11 protein-coding genes are annotated in these 14,584 nt (G+C 72.2%); 6 read left to right on the top strand and 5 right to left on the bottom strand.

Features of this window, described 5'->3' with window-relative positions; all coding sequences use genetic code 11:
- Nucleotides 1–123 precede the first annotated feature (123 nt).
- From BN6_RS42070 to BN6_RS17610, 3 genes are all read left to right on the top strand, one after another.
- On the top strand, nt 124–1,773 hold the full coding sequence (locus tag BN6_RS42070; RefSeq protein WP_084672687.1) for a serine/threonine-protein kinase: 1,650 nt from the start codon (nt 124–126) through the stop codon (nt 1,771–1,773).
- Nucleotides 1,774–1,807: 34 nt separating this feature from the next.
- Nucleotides 1,808–2,272, top strand: a complete 465-nt coding sequence (locus BN6_RS17615; protein WP_015101043.1) for a hypothetical protein — start codon at nt 1,808–1,810, stop codon at nt 2,270–2,272.
- A gap of 138 nt (nt 2,273–2,410) precedes the next feature.
- On the top strand, nt 2,411–2,902 hold the full coding sequence (locus tag BN6_RS17610) for a hypothetical protein (protein WP_041313075.1): 492 nt from the start codon (nt 2,411–2,413) through the stop codon (nt 2,900–2,902).
- A 253-nt stretch (nt 2,903–3,155) separates the two neighbouring features.
- Here BN6_RS17610 and BN6_RS17605 read toward each other — a convergent pair whose 3' ends face one another.
- Nucleotides 3,156–4,262: a hypothetical protein gene (locus tag BN6_RS17605; protein ID WP_015101041.1), complete on the bottom strand. Its 1,107-nt coding sequence runs from the start codon at nt 4,260–4,262 to the stop codon at nt 3,156–3,158.
- Nucleotides 4,263–4,942: 680 nt separating this feature from the next.
- Between BN6_RS17605 and helR the strand changes: the two genes are divergently transcribed.
- Nucleotides 4,943–7,135 carry an RNA polymerase recycling motor ATPase HelR gene (gene helR / locus BN6_RS17600; protein WP_015101040.1) on the top strand — a complete coding sequence of 731 codons (2,193 nt, stop codon included), beginning with the start codon at nt 4,943–4,945 and terminating at the stop codon, nt 7,133–7,135.
- A 136-nt stretch (nt 7,136–7,271) separates the two neighbouring features.
- Here the strand turns inward: helR and BN6_RS17595 are convergent, their stop codons facing one another.
- Nucleotides 7,272–7,850 carry a chloramphenicol phosphotransferase CPT family protein gene (locus BN6_RS17595; RefSeq protein WP_041313072.1) on the bottom strand — a complete coding sequence of 193 codons (579 nt, stop codon included), beginning with the start codon at nt 7,848–7,850 and terminating at the stop codon, nt 7,272–7,274.
- A 225-nt stretch (nt 7,851–8,075) separates the two neighbouring features.
- On the opposite strand from BN6_RS17595, the gene BN6_RS17590 reads away from it, so the two are divergent.
- Nucleotides 8,076–9,017, top strand: a complete 942-nt coding sequence (locus BN6_RS17590) for an aminoglycoside phosphotransferase family protein (protein ID WP_015101038.1) — start codon at nt 8,076–8,078, stop codon at nt 9,015–9,017.
- On the opposite strand, the gene BN6_RS17585 is transcribed toward BN6_RS17590, so the two are convergent.
- The 3 genes from BN6_RS17585 to aspT all read right to left on the bottom strand — a co-directional run bounded on the left by BN6_RS17585 (nt 8,998) and on the right by aspT (nt 14,157).
- The gene (locus tag BN6_RS17585; RefSeq protein WP_231905324.1) at nt 8,998–10,461 is read right to left on the bottom strand and encodes a S1 family peptidase; all 1,464 of its coding nucleotides are present in this window, start codon (nt 10,459–10,461) and stop codon (nt 8,998–9,000) included. The genes BN6_RS17590 and BN6_RS17585 overlap by 20 nt on opposite strands.
- Nucleotides 10,462–10,767: 306 nt before the next feature.
- Nucleotides 10,768–12,402 (bottom strand): bifunctional aspartate transaminase/aspartate 4-decarboxylase, encoded by a 1,635-nt coding sequence (locus BN6_RS17580; RefSeq protein WP_015101036.1) that lies wholly within the window; start codon nt 12,400–12,402, stop codon nt 10,768–10,770.
- A 54-nt stretch (nt 12,403–12,456) separates the two neighbouring features.
- Entirely contained in the window at nt 12,457–14,157 is a 1,701-nt protein-coding gene (aspT, locus tag BN6_RS17575; protein WP_015101035.1) for an aspartate-alanine antiporter, read from the bottom strand.
- Nucleotides 14,158–14,310: 153 nt separating this feature from the next.
- Between aspT and BN6_RS17570 the strand changes: the two genes are divergently transcribed.
- On the top strand, nt 14,311–14,577 hold the full coding sequence (locus tag BN6_RS17570; protein ID WP_041313069.1) for a hypothetical protein: 267 nt from the start codon (nt 14,311–14,313) through the stop codon (nt 14,575–14,577).
- Nucleotides 14,578–14,584: the final 7 nt, after the last annotated feature.

Raw genomic sequence — 14,584 nt, 5'->3', positions numbered from 1 at the left:
CCGGTCTTCGTGCGCCGCCGCCGTCGAAAGTGATGGCCGGTAGCGGTCATAAGGGGTGCGCAGGGGTGGGGTGGTCCGTAGCGTTCGTCGGGGTGGGTTGGGGCGGGCATCTCGGTGGGGGACATGGCGGACGTGGGGCAGTTGGTCGGCGGACGCCATCGGCTTGTCGAGGCACTGGACTTCGGTGGCATGGGGCGGGTGTGGCGGGCTCGGGATGAGGTGCTTCAGCTCGACGTCGCGGTCAAGGAGGTGTGGCTGTCTCCTGGGATGTCGGCCGTCGAGAGGGATGAGCGGTTGGCTCGTGCACGGCGTGAGGCGCGCAACGCCGCCGCGCTGCGCGACCACCCGAACATCGTGGCTGTGCACGACGTCGTGACCGAGGACGGCGTGCCGTGGATCGTGATGCGCCTGGTCACGGGTGAGTCGTTGGAGCGACGGCTGGAAAAGGGTGCGTTAGGAGGCGACTCGGCGACCAAGGTGGCCGGTGACCTGCTCAACGCCCTCGAAGCTGCTCACGCCGCCGGGATCGTGCATCGGGATGTCAAGCCCGCGAACGTGTTGCTCAACGACCGTGGGGACGCGCTGTTGACGGACTTCGGCATCGCGGTGCATTCCGCCGACACGTCCATCACCGGCACGGGGACGTTGATCGGCTCGGTGGAGTACATGGCCCCGGAGCGGCTCAACGGCCAGGACGGGTTGCCGGCAAGTGATCTGTACTCGCTCGGGGTGACGCTGTTCCAAGCTGTCGAGGGGTTGTCACCGTTTCGGCGGGATACGCCGACGGCCACGCTCACCGCCGTACTGCTGGAGCCGACGCCGTCGCCGACCCGCGCCGGGCCGCTCGCACCGCTGATCGCGGCACTGTTGGACCGGGATCCGGCGCGGCGACCGTCGATCGTCGGGGCACGGGCGTTGCTGGGATCGCCGACCGGTCCGATTTCCCTGCCGCTGCGGAAGGCGACGAGGAAGTTGGAGGTGGAGGGAGCGAGCCGAGGTGTTGCGGTTCCGGCGATTCCACCGGTTGGCAAGGGGGTTGCGGGGAAGGTGGTGGGGGCGGTGGTGCTTGTGGTTGTTGCGGGGTTGTTCCTGTTTCGTGGGCAGATCATCGATGGAGTCGCCAACGCCATCAGGGGCGGCGGTGGGAGTGGTTCGTCCGCCACGTCCCAGGACTACCGGACGACACAGGACTACTCGACCACCACCGAGACCACCACCACTACGCCGGCGTTCGACCCGACCGACTTGGACCGCGAGTCCACCGACCGCACCCCGCTGACGTCGGCGGGTCTGCTGCCGGAGTCGTTCGTGGATGCCAAGGAAGTCAAGTACAACTTGACCAACGCCAGCACCCGCGCCTGCGTCACCGACCACCTGAGCGACGAGGTGCGGAGCATCCTGGTCGAGTCCGGTTGCCGTGACGCACTGGCCGCGACCTACGTCGACGCGTCGGACCAGATCGTCGTCATGGTGTGGGTGGTTCCCATGGCGGACAAGCAGACGGCGACGACCGCCTACGACGCGTACCGCTCAGGGTCGTGGGGCATCCTGTGCCCGACCACCGATCCCGGCTCCCGGATCTGCGGCACCGGCGGCGACACCGACGCCGCGGTGCAGAGCGGCTTCACCAGCCGCAGCCACCGGTACCTGATCCACACCGCGTCGCTCTACATCAACCTCACCCAGGACGCTTCCGCCGAGCCGTGGCTGCGAGCGGCGGCGGACAAGGCCGCATCGGTCGCCGGGCCCTTGAACTACCCGGGCAACCGGTGACGGCGTGGCGGTCGTGGGCGTTTAAGCTTGTGCTGTGACCGAATCCGGCTCAGTGACCAGGATCGGGCACCACCGGCTGGTCAGCAGGCCCGCGTACCGCCTGATCACGTTGCGGGACATCGACAACGACGCCGGGGTGGGCACCGAGGACGCGTTGCGCCGGTCGTACGCCGATGTCGTGGCGGCCAGCGACTACGAGCTGTTCGTCCAGTGCGTCCAGGATCTGGTGCCGGTCACGGTGGATATCGAGGTGTGGTCCGGCGAGCCCGTGACGGTCGGTGGGTCGCCGGCGCGGGTGTTCACCGTGGAGTTTCCGAGCGGTACGTTCGTGCTCGGCTCCCCCACCGGCGCCGCAATCGACGGAGAACTGCCCGAGGGGCCTGGGTACTACGTCCTCGACGTCGGGTTCCAGGGACGTGAGGGCGACGGCGTCGAGTGTTGCCTGATCCGGTTGTGGCGCACCGGTGACCTGCCCGACGACGACGAGGAGTGGGACTAGCGCCGACCCGACGCCATATCGGGGCGACGCCGCCGAACCGATGTCGTGGACGCGCCCGTTCGATACAGAGGGCTTGCGGGCCTTCGGAATTGTCGAACGTGGCCCGAGCGGTGTGGTCGGGGTGGAATACTCGCCGGCATGATCGAAACCGCGATGATGGCGGGGCACATCGCCGCCCACGGTGTCTGGTCCGTGTCCGAGGGGGAGACGCTGATCCCGATCCTGGCCCACCAGACGGCGGACGGGGAGCGGACGTTGAGCCGCTACCTGTTGGACGACTTGGGCGAAGCGGCTCGGGCCGCGCAGGACGCGTTGTACAGCAACGAGAACGACGCGGTCCGCGCGGTGATCGTCATCGACACCTTCCTGCACTCCGACGACGGCAAGGTGGACGCGCTTGTCGTCGAGGCCGTCCTCTACGGCCCCTCCCCCGTCACGATGAGGGTGGCTGTCCCGTACGTGCCGCTGACCGAGACGACCTCGTTCGCCATCCACCGCCCCAGGTTCCTCGATCTCGTCGGCCTCGACAACCCGGACTTCGACGAGCTGTCCGACGCGTTCTTCCAGGGCGTCAACTCGCACGAGCAGGCCGCGGCGATCTGGACTGCGCACGAGATCAGCGCGTACTGACGCCGTAGACCTTCTGCCGCCCCGCCACGAGCGCGGCGAACGGGCCGGTTGCGGGCCAGGACCCAAAGCCGTCGGCGCATTGTGGCTGTTATCGCGCCAGTGTCCAGCAGTCTGGCACGGCCAGTTGGGCGACGTGAGAGGGTTGTTCGGCGCGCTGCCGGCGTGCCGCCACGCCGAGAGCCATGCCGCACGGGAACGCCAGGGGCACGGGCGTCCGAACGTGTTGCCGGAAGTGACGTCGACCCCACCGAGGTCAGGACGAGAGCGCGTCGAGCGGGGTGCGGGCGAAGGTGGCGACCCGTTCGTGCAGGTCGCTGCGCGCGGCCGGCAGGTGTTGGCGCACGCGCCGCACGGCGAGGACGATCGTGCTGATCCGCAACGGGGGCGGGAGGTCGAGCACGGGCGCGAGCGCTTCGGCCGCACCGGGCAGGTCATGGCGGCGCAGGCGGGCGATGGCCAGGTCGGTGTGCGCGCCGGCGTGCGACCCGAACGCCCACTCGGCGGTCGAGCGGTCCCCGTACGCGGCGACGGCGGCGGTGGCGTACCGCTCGACCGCGACCGCCTCGCCGGTCAGCCAGGTCAGCGCGTTGGCGGCGAAGTGCAGGTGCCGCGACCAGGTGAACGCGCACACGCCGCCGAACTCGTCCAGCTCGTCGGGCCGCACCCGCTCCCAGGCCCGCTCGGCGCGGCGCAGGGCGTCCAAGGTGCGCCGCACGTCGCCGAGCACCGCCCACGCCCGCGCCTCGCTGACCGGGAGCCGCGCGGCCATCGTGCTGCCGGCCCGCTCGGCGAACACCGCGCCGGAACGGGCGTGGCGCAACGCCTCGTGCGGCCGGCCGCACCAGTACGCGACCGCCGCCTGGAGGGCGCGGACGCGGGCCCGCAGGCCGTCGTGGTCGGCGTGCTCGGCGCACTGGAACGCGACCCGGGCGTGCAGCCCGGCGCCCCGGGGGTCGCCGCACTCGTGCGCCGCGCGGGCGAGCATCGCGCCGACGATCCCCGCCAGGAAGTACAGCCGTCGCCGGACGCCGGGGTTGCGGCAGGTGTCGAGCAGCGCGAACGCCGCCCGCTGCGCCTGCACGACGTGCGCCAGCACCTGGTCCGGCGAGACCCGTGGCTGGGCCCGCGCCAGGTCCCGCACGTCCTCGGTGAGCTGGTCGAGGGCGACCGCGCCGGGCAGGTCGTGCGCGGCGAGCACGAACTCGCGGGCGCGGGAGGCGGCAGCGGCGAACAGGTCGGCGGGACGCTCGCCCGCGCGCTCACCCGAGGTCAGCCACAGGTTCCCGATCGAACCGGCCTGCACCGTCGGTCCGTGCGGCTGTCCGTGCAGCTCGTTGCGCACGCCCGGCTGGTCGACCATGCGCGCCAGTCTGCGCTATCACCCGCGCCGGTCCCAGGTCGTCCACAGACCTCACCCGCTCGGACCACAATGGTGTTGGAGGAGCCCCCCAAGCACCCGTGACGCCGCCGAACGCCCGCGCCGGTGGGAGTCGGCCGCAGGAATGGTGACCCCGCCGAGCGGGTGATGATCCGCAGGGCCGTACCGACGTCTTCTGTGAACCGGAGTTCACCGGCACAACGTTCGTAAAGCGGACGATCGTGAATGACGCCGCCGCCGAGCGCACCGGGCGTCGGACGGCGACCATGAGAGCGCGATGGGCGCCGAGGACGGCCGCGAGCGCACCAGCCGATGCCCGGCGAGAGGGAAAAGGGGGCTACCCGCACCTTTCCACTATCAACATATAGCGCACCGGGGGGCTTGCGGCAAGACCCGGGTCGTGCCGCAGAATCGCACGCCGAAGCCGAACCCGTCGAAAAACAGGAGATGTGCAGTGCGAGCACCACCGTCGACGCACCGGACGCGCGCGACCCTCGACCCGTTGTAGGAGCACCTCGGACCGGCCTCACGGCCGGGGCCTGCTCCTTCGCCCAGCGCGGGGGAACTTGACACGAGGTGGAAAATAAAAAGTCGGCGTGTCCTCCACCAGCCACTGGAGTACCCGCCGAACGTAATTCCAGATTAAACGCTGCGAGGGGCATGTGTCAACTCAGGGGTACGACGAGGAACTGCGGTCCGAGCGGGACTACGTGGCCGGGTTGTACGAGCGGCTGGACGCCGAGCGCGCGCGGGTGAAGGCCGAGTTCACCGCCGCGCTGGCGGGCACCGGCGGGACCCCGATGGAGCGGGACGACCAGGTGCGCGCGTCGGCCAAGCAGGTGCGGCGGCTGGAGGTCGCCGACAACGGGCTGTGCTTCGGCCGCTTGGACACCCTGTCCGGTGACCACTCCTACATCGGCCGGATCGGCCTGTTCGACGAGCGGGACGAGTACGAGCCGGTGCTGCTGGACTGGCGCGCCCCGGCGTCCCGCCCGTTCTACACCGCCACCGCCGCGCACCCGGAGAACATGCGCCGCCGCCGCCAGTTCCACACCCGCGGCCGCCAGGTGGCCGACTTCACCGACGAGGTGCTCGGCCGCCCGGACGCCGGCGAGCGCGGTGACGCGGCGCTGCTCGCGGCGGTCAACGCGCCGCGCGGCGAGGGCATGCGCGACATCGTCGCGACCATCCAGGCCGAGCAGGACCGGATCATCCGGCTCGACCACCCCGGCGTGGTGGTGATCGAGGGCGGTCCCGGCACCGGGAAGACCGTGGTGGCCCTGCACCGCGTCGCGTACCTGCTCTACACCCAGCGCGAGCGGATGGAGCGGCACGGCGTGCTCGTGGTCGGGCCCAACCCGGCGTTCCTCAACCACATCGGCCGCGTCCTGCCGTCGCTGGGCGAGTCGGACGTGGTGTTCACGACCACCGGCGGCTTCGTACCCGGTCTGCGGGTGACCGCCGAGGACGGTCCGGAGGCCGTCCGGCTCAAGGGCTCGCTGAAGATCCTCGACGTGCTGGCGGCGGCGATCGCCGACCGGCAGACCCTGCCCGACGACCCGTTGCCGATCACGCTGGGCGGCGTCACGGTGCGGATCGACGCCGAGACCGCGGAGTGGGCACGCGACGAGGCGCGCAAGAGCGGGCAGCCGCACAACGAGGCGCGCGCGGTGTTCACCGAGATCGTCACCTACGTGCTCACCGAGCGGGCGATCGGCCGGATCGGCCGGGGGTGGTTGAAGCGGTCGGACCGCGACACCTGGGAGCGCGTGCGCGGCGACCTGCTCAAGGAGCTGGCGGACGACGAGGTGTTCACCGCCGCGCTGGACGAGCTCTGGCCGGTGCTGACGCCGCAGGAGCTGCTGGCGCAGCTCTACTCCTCCCCCGCGCGGCTGCGCGCGGCCGGCGCGGACCCGGCGCTGGGGCGGGCCGACGGCGAGGCGTGGACGGTCTCGGACGCGCCGCTGCTGGACGAGCTGGTCGACCTGCTCGGGCGGGACAAGGCCGACGACCGGGCGGCCGAGCGGGAGCGCAAGGCGCAGGCCGAGTTCGCCGCCGGCGTGCTGGACGGCTTGGTCGGCCGGCAGGACTCGATGGACGACGAGGACCACCTGTACGCCACGGACCTGCTCTTCGCCGAGGACCTGGCCGACCGGTTCGTCGAGAGCGACACCCGGGACCTGGTCGAGCGCGCCACCGCGGACCGCGACTGGACCTACCGGCACGTCGTGGTCGACGAGGCCCAGGAACTGTCCGAGATGGACTGGCGGGTGCTCATGCGGCGCTGTCCGGGCCGGTCGTTCACGGTGGTCGGCGACCTCGCGCAACGCCGGTCGCCGGCGGGCGCGACGTCGTGGGGCGCGGTGCTGGACCGGTACGTGCCCGACCGCTGGGTGTACCGGTCGCTGACGGTCAACTACCGCACGCCCGCGGAGATCATGGCCGTGGCCGCCGCGCTGCTCGCCGAGTTCGCGCCGGGGGTCCAGCCGCCGGAGTCGGTCCGCGCGTGCGGCGTCCAGCCGTGGTCGCGGCTGGTCACCGAGGACGGGACGGCCGCCGCGATCGAGGAGTTCGTGCGGGACGAGGCCGGCCGCGAGGGCACCAGCGTGGTGATCGGTCCGCCGGGGGTGCCGGGCACGGTGCCCGCGTCGGAGACCAAGGGCCTGGAGTACGACGCCGTCCTGGTGGTGGAGCCGGAGCGGATCCTCGCCGAGGGCCCGCGCGGCGCGGCCGAGCTGTACGTGGCCCTCACCCGCGCCACCCAACGCCTCGGGGTGCTGCACCGCGGGCCGCTGCCGCAGGCGCTGGCCGGACTCGCGGAATCCGGGACTCCCGTGCAAGCCGGGCTGGGGTGAGCCGGCCGGGCCGTCCTTTCGCGGATCGAGCGGAGGGACGGCCCGGCGGCGAACCCGGTGGCCCCGTCACGCGCCACGCCGCACGATGGCCCTGTCCCCGCCGGAACGTTCCAGCGCGGCCGGGGCCCGCGCGCGATCACCGGGCCAGGACCGCCCTGGCCAGCTCGGCGGGTGTTGCCGTGGTGGTGTCGACGGTCAGGTCATAGGCGGTGCCGTGGTCGTGCACCGCGTGGAAGTGGCCGCGGGCCAGGCCGATCGGGTGGGCGCGGACGCGTTCGCGGCGTTCGGCGACCTCCAGCGGGCAGGTGACGCCCACCAGGAGCACGTCGAGGCCCGACAGCGCGGCGAGCCACTCCGGCATCAGGTCCGGGGTCAGCAGCAGTTCGTCGATCACCAGGTCGTCGCCGCCGTGCGCGAACGCGACGGCCGCGGCCCGCGCGGACCGCAGCATCCGGCGGCCGACCTCGCCGTAGCGGATGACCACGGTCGGCTGCCCGTCCGCGTCCCGGCCGGTCCGGTCGTACCGGAAGCCGTCGTGGCTGAGCGGACCGTCCCGCCCGCCGCCCCAGTTCGGTGGCACCAGGCCGAACAGCGTGTCGACGCCCCAGTAGACGAACGGGGTGCCGCTCTCGTCCTGGATGGCCCGCGCCAGGCTGGTCTTGCCCGCGCTCGACGTCCCGTTGAGGAAGATCACCCGACCCGGCGCACCGCTCATCCGGCCACCGTAGCGACCGGCGGGCGCGTCGCGGGCCCGAGCGACCGAGGCGTCTCGCTCGCGGGCCGGCGCCGGTCCTCAGCGCCGGTTCTCAGCGCCGGCAGACCGGAGTCCCGAGCGGGTACGGTGGGATCGTGCAATGACGCCTGCCCGGCCGACGGGCACCGCCTTCGCCTCCTTCGTCACCCGCAGTCGATCCGACCGCCCACGAAGGAGAACCACCCCGTGCACCTCGACATCCCCGACGTGCTGCGCACCTCGCACGACAACCCCGCCGGCCGGGCTTGGCTGGCCGCGCTGCCGCGCCTGGCCGACGACCTGCTCGACCGCTGGGACCTGCGCCCGGACGGTTCCACCCGGCACGGCATGGCGTCGCTGGTCCTGCCGGTCACCCGGGCCGACGGCACGGCCGCCGTGCTGCGGCTCCAGCCCGTCACCGCGGAGTCGGCGGGCACCGCCGCCGGCCTGGAGACCTGGCGCGGCGACGGGATCGTCCGCCTGCTCGACCACGACCCGCGCAGCGGGTCCGCGCTGCTCGAACGCCTCGACGCCACCCGTCCGCTGTCGACCGTCGAGGACGACGACGAGGCGGTGGCCGTCCTGGCCGGGCTGCTCCGCCGGCTGACGTCGGTGCCCGCGCCCGCCGGGATGCGCCGGCTAGTCGACGTGGCCGCCGCGATGCTGGCCGACGTCCCGGCCGCGCTGCCCGTCCTCGCCGACCCGGCCGACCGCGAGCTGGTGCGCTCGTGCGCGGCGGCCGTCGCCGAGGTGCTCGACGAGCCCGGCGACCGGTTGTTGCACTGGGACCTGCACTACGACAACGTCCTTGCCGCGCAACGGGAACCGTGGCTGGCGATCGACCCCGAGCCGTTGGCCGGCCACCCCGGGTTCGACCTCCAGCCCGCGCTGGACAACCGGTGGGAGCACCTGGTCGAACCGCAGCGCGCCGTCCTGCGCCGCTTCGACCACCTGACCGAAACCCTGGAGCTGGACCGCGCCCAGGCCACCGCGTGGACGTTGGGCCGCGTCCTGCAGAACACCCTGTGGGACGTGGAGGACGGCAGGACCGCCGTCGACCCGGTCCAGCGGGCCATCGCCGAAGCGCTGGTCCGCCGTCCGGGTCGACGGTCCGGGGTGGTCGCCCGGGTCAGCCGTTGGGCGTGGTGATCACCGAGAACACCGTGCCCTGTCCGGCGATGCGCTGGTTCAGGTCGGTGATGATGGTCTCGATGGGCACGTAGTTGTTCAGCTCGCCCGCCCAGCACGCGCCGCCGCGGGACTGCTGACTGCCTTCGAGGATGCCCAGGGCGGTGTGGTCGACCTGGCTGAACAGCGGTCCGCCGCTGTCACCGGGGCGGGCGCACAGGTCGGTGTTGATGCCGACGTCGGTGGACAGCACCCGGCCGCAGCGCGTGCCGACCAGGTAGCCGGTGCCCGCGCCGCTGTCGTGCGAGGCCGGGTAGTTCACCACGTTGGAGCCGGACCCGGTGGCGCACACGACCCAGCCGGCCTTGATCTCGGCCAACGCGTGCGTGCCGGTGATGAACTCGTCGGCCGTGGTGGCCTGCTCGCCGCACGGCGTGTCGGCGTTGCTGTCCGCGCCGCCGTTGCGGCAGTACTTGAGCACCCGGTTGCGGCCGGTGTGGCTGCCCAGCCACGTGGTCGCGGTCGCGGTGTCGACGTACTGGAGCGCCGCGTAGTCGTACGGGTAGGAGTTCTTCTCGATGCCGTGCTGCCTGAGCACGCTCGTCCCGTTGTGCTGGGTCGGCGTGTTGTTGGTCTTGGTGGCCATGCAGTGGCCCGCCGTCAGCACCCACGGCACGCCGGGGAAGCCGCCGCCGGTCGAGCGCAGGTTGAACCCGGCCGTGCAGCCGCCCCACGTCGGGGTCTGGCCCGGCTGGGCGTCGCGCTGCATGTCCAGCCGCAGGCCGCCGCGCATCGGCCCGTGGTTCGTGCAGTACAGCGGGTGGCAGAAGCCCCAGTCCACGTTGGGCGTGGCCATCGGCTCCGGCTTGACCAGGGTGCGGGTGGCGACCAGGCCCGCGGGCTCGGCCGCGACGGCGGACCGGGCGCTGTCGGCCTCGACGGCGGCGGCACCGACCCGGCCCTGCTTCTCGGCGGCGACCCAGCCGCGTTCCCACACCACGACCTGGTTGTCGGACTCGCTGACCGCGGGCAGGTAGACCGCGTCCGAGCCCGCCCCGACCTTGGTGGCGATCCGGTCGCGCGCGGCGTTCAGGTCGGCCAGGGAGTACCGCACCGCCTTGGTGCGGACGTTCTCCCGGTCCGGCACCGCCTTCAGGTACTTGTCGGCGTCGGCCGGCCGGGTCATCGCGACGACCAGCACGCCGCCGGCGGCGTGGTCGAGCCACATGCCGCCGTAGGTGGCACCGGCATCACGGCTCAGCGCCTCGTCCAGGCGCGTGGCGTCGTCCTGGAGTTGCAGGCGGCGCAGGGCTTCCTGTTTCGACACGCCGTAGGTGTCGGTCAGGTACTCGACGGACTCCCGGACCGATCCCGGGTCGAGCACGCGGTGCACCTGCGGCGCGGCCGTGGCGGCCGTGACGGCGACCACCGCCGAGGCCGCGACGACCACGAGTGAGGCGAACACAGCCCCCAAGCGTCGTGCTCTACCCACGACATCTCCTCACGTTGACGGGCAACGAACTCAATTAACAACTCGCCGGTACTTCACGGGCGGGTTTGGGGCCGGACCGCCGAACCTGCACAGAACCTCGACGAAATCGTGACTGCGAAGGCTCCGAACGGCATGTATCCGGTGCGCACGGCCGAGCCCGCGCTCCGCCACCGGCAGTAGGGCCACAACGCGCGACAAAGCCGCCCGACGCACCGGGATGCGTTGGGCGGCCGTCGAAACGCCGGAGTCGTCCGATCAGTCGACCGGTGGCCCGTCAGGTCACGCCGACGTCCACTCGTCGTGGTACTCGGCGAACACGGTGTGCAGGTGGTGGCCGATCTTGAGGTAGTCGAGGTCGTCCAGGTTGGCCAGCGACACCCGCACCGACCACTTCGGCCCGTCGAACCCGCCGCCGTTGAGCAGCACCACGGAGGCGTGCTCGGCCAGCCGGAACAACGGGTCGATCGGCTCGTAGGTCGCCTCCAGGTGCCGCGCGAACTCCGCGCCGTACACGCGTTCGGCCTCCGCCAGCAGGTCCAGCTCCAGGTAGTACCCGGCGCGCTGCGGGTCGTCGGCGATCTTCATGCCCGCGCCCTCGACCAGCAGCTCCAACCTGGTCCGCACGATCTCCTGCACGCGCGCCTTGTACGCCTTGCCCTCGTCCTGCATCGCGAACAGCGAGAACAGCCCGAGCTGGACCTGTTGGGGCAGGCTGAGCCCGGCGGTGTGGTTGAGCGCGACCCGCCGGGAGTCCGCGACCAGGCGGTCGATGAACGGGATCTTGTCGGGCCGCAGCGACAACGTGCCGTAGCGGGCGCGCAGCCGGTCCTGCTCCTCCTCGGGCAGGCGGGTGATCAGGTCGTCGATCACGTTGTCGTCGTGCAGGCCGATCAGGCCCAGCCGCCAGCCGGTCGCGCCGTAGTGCTTGGAGTAGGAGTAGACCAGCAGGCTGTTGCGCGGCAGGTCGGCGGCGATGGTGCGGAAGCCGTTGACGAACGTGCCGTAGACGTCGTCGGTCACCACGATCAGGTCCGGGTTGTCGTTGGCGATGATCCCGGAGATCTGGTCGCGCACCCGGTCCGACAGCGCCAGCGACGGCGGGTTGCTCGGGTTCACCAGGCACACCAACCGGATCGACGGGTCGGCGAGCTTGGCGACCTCCTCGGTCGGGTAGCGCCACTGCCGCACCCCCTGCTCCACGAACAGGTCGGCGTGCACCAGCTCCACGTCGAACTGGTACTCGTCCAGGTCGGGGATCTCGATGTACGGGGTGAAGATCGGCACCATCAGCGCGATCCGGTCGCCCTTGCGCAGCACGCCGTTCGCGATCAGCGAGTCGAAGATGTAGCACATGGCGGCGGTGCCGCCCTCGGTGGCGAACAGCTTCAGCCCGGTGTCGGCGGGCCGCCCGTCGAACAGCTCCTGGTGCAGGTAGGCGCGGGCGACCTGCTCGGTGAGCGCCAGCATCCGGTCCGGGGTCGGGTAGTTGTCGGCGGTGATGCCGTCGGTCAGCTCGTGCACCCAGGAGTCCGGGTCGAAGCCGAACCGCTCGGTCCCCAGCCGCACCGAGCGCTCCAGCAGGTCGATGCCGGGCAGGTCGGGGTGGGCCTTGACGAACGCGGCGAACCGGTCGGCGATCCCGGCCTTCGCCGGCATCCCGCCCAGGTTGTCCGCCGTCCAGACGCGCCGGCTCTCGGTCAGCGAGAAGTGGCCCAGCGCGTAGAACGCCTCGCGCGGCCCGGTGGCGATCCAGTTCGGGTTGCCGCGCCCGGCGTTGAGCATCAGCAGCGCGGAGCGGGCCCGCTGGTCGTCGTGGTGGTGCTCGGCCAGGCGGATGAACTCGCCCTTGAGCTCGAACGGGCTCAGCCCGGCCAGCTCCCGCATCTCGGCCCGGGTGACGGACGACTTCGGCATGGCGACGGCCTCTCTGTGCCCCGACGGGTGCGGCTCGGTTCTCAGGGTGGGATCTCAGTGGTGCAGCAGGACGATCACGGCGCCCCAGATGGTCAGCAGCACGTTGCCGACCGCGTACGGGATCGTGTACCCGATCGTGGGGATCTGGCTCTTGGCGGACTCGTTGATGGCGCCGATCGCGGCGGTGGTGGTCTGCGCGCCCGCGAGCACGCCCACCAGGATCGGCATCCGCATCCCGAGCACCCAGTGCCCGACCGCGAACCCGACCAGCAGCGGCACGACCGTGGCGACCGCGCCGAGCAGCAGCAGGCCCCACCCGGCCTGGGCCAGGCCGTTGGTGAAGCTCGGCCCGGCGTTGATGCCGACGACCGCGACGAACAGGCACAGGCCCAGGGTGTCCATGAACCACTGCGCGCCGCCCGGCACGTTGCCGAAGGTCGGGTGCTTCGCGCGCAACCAGCCGAACACCAGGCCCGTGATCAGCGCGCCGCCGGAGGTGGACAGGCTGATCGGCACGCCGCCCGCGTGCAGGGCCGGGATGCCGATGCAGCCGCCCAGGAAGATGCCCAGGCCGACCCAGGTCATGTCGGTGGCGAAGCTGGTCGGCACCGGCTTGCCGAGCTGCTCGGCGGCCGGCCCGACGAGCCGTTGCGGGCCGGTGAGCAGCAGGGTGTCGCCGCGTTCGATCGTCGTGGACAGCCGGAGCGGGAACTTCGCGCCCGACCGGTGCAGCTCGGTGACGTACACGCCGACCATGAACGGTTCACGGCGCAGCTCGGCGAGGCTCTGCCCGAGGTGCGCCTTCGCGCCGGCCACGACGTGCAGGGTCTCGGTCCGGTAGCCGAGCAGCTCGACGTCGTCGGCCTCCGGCCCGATCTCGCGTTCCGGGTCGTAGGCGACGATGTCGCCCCGGATCGCGCTGACCGCGACCACGTCGCCCTCGGCGAGCACGATCCCCTGCTCCTGCGGCAGGATCCTGCCGTCACGCCGGACCCGGGTGAGGTAGATCCGCCGGCCCCGCTCGGCCTGCGCCCGTTCGAACGCCTCGATGCTCTGGCCGACCACGGCCGGGTGCGCGACGGTGTGCGCCCGCAGCACCACCTCGTAGTACCCCTCCCCCACGTCCGGGTCGTCGGTGCCCGCGTCCAGCTCCCGGGCCAGCTCGGCGCTGTCCTTCGCCAGGTCCCGCCCGACCAGCCGGGGCAGGACGTTGGCCAGCAGGATCGCGCACAGGATCGTGCCCAGCGGGTAGGTGACCGCGTAGCCGATGGCCACCAGGTTCTGCTGCTCGGTGACCTGGTCGTGGGACAGGCCCGGCAGGCTGCCGATCGCGTCGCCCGCCACGCCGATCACCGCCGACTGGGTCAGCGCGCCGCCGAGCAGGCCCGCGCTCAGACCCGGCCCGTAACCGAGCAGCACGGCGAACAGCCAGCACACCAGCAGGCCCGCCACGCACACCACGACCGCGAGCAGCACCTGCGGCAGGCCGTCCTTGCGCAGGCCCCGGAAGAACTGCGGGCCCACGCGGTAACCCAGGGCGAACAGGAACATGATGAAGAACAGCGACTTCACCGTGCCGTTGACCGGCACCTCGAACAGCCACCCCAGCGCCAGCCCGGCGAGCAGGCAGCCGGTGACCGAGCCCAGCGCGATCGCCCGGCGCCGGATCCGGCCCAGCAGGAAGCCGAGCGCGACGGTCAGGAACACCAGCAGCTCGGGGTAGGGCCGGAAGATCTCGTCCCGGAGAAAGCTCAAGGTCCCTCCGCCGTTCGTCTACAGAGGACGCCTCCCGGAGGCTAGGTCGAGCCGGCCGCATCCGCGCGGGACGTCCCACGGACAGGTGAACGGCCGGGGCGCTCCTCCGGCGTGCCACGCCCGGTGGGGGCATAGTCCGACCGGGAGGTGCGTGTGGGCACACCGGAGCGGTCCGGCGACGTGGCGACCGCGCACGCCCTCGGCCCGTGCGCACGGGTGCGCCGGGACGTCGCCCGCGCGGTCGTCGCTCCGGCCGGGCGGACGCGCGGCCGGATGTGGTGCGGCTCCCGGCGGAACCCGCCGCGAGCCCGGGAGGAGCCCGCCCCGGCGCGCGGCGACCCGCCCGAGCCGGGCACCGGAGCGGCACGGGTGGCGGGCGGCCCGACCAGCGACGGGCCGCGGCCGGAACTCTCGGGGTGAGGGCGGG

The organism is Saccharothrix espanaensis DSM 44229, from assembly GCF_000328705.1.
Taxonomy (GTDB): domain Bacteria; phylum Actinomycetota; class Actinomycetes; order Mycobacteriales; family Pseudonocardiaceae; genus Actinosynnema; species Actinosynnema espanaense.
This window is presented reverse-complemented; position numbering and strand designations above follow the sequence as displayed.

Excerpts from the sequence above, each read along its gene's own strand:
- BN6_RS17610 (WP_041313075.1), top strand. The coding sequence starts at position 2,411 with ATGATCGAAACCGCGATGATGGCGGGGCACATCGCCGCCCACGGTGTC.
- BN6_RS17580 (WP_015101036.1), bottom strand. The coding sequence starts at position 12,402 with ATGCCGAAGTCGTCCGTCACCCGGGCCGAGATGCGGGAGCTGGCCGGG.
- BN6_RS17595 (WP_041313072.1), bottom strand. The coding sequence starts at position 7,850 with ATGAGCGGTGCGCCGGGTCGGGTGATCTTCCTCAACGGGACGTCGAGC.
- BN6_RS17605 (WP_015101041.1), bottom strand. The coding sequence starts at position 4,262 with ATGGTCGACCAGCCGGGCGTGCGCAACGAGCTGCACGGACAGCCGCAC.
- BN6_RS42070 (WP_084672687.1), top strand. The coding sequence starts at position 124 with ATGGCGGACGTGGGGCAGTTGGTCGGCGGACGCCATCGGCTTGTCGAG.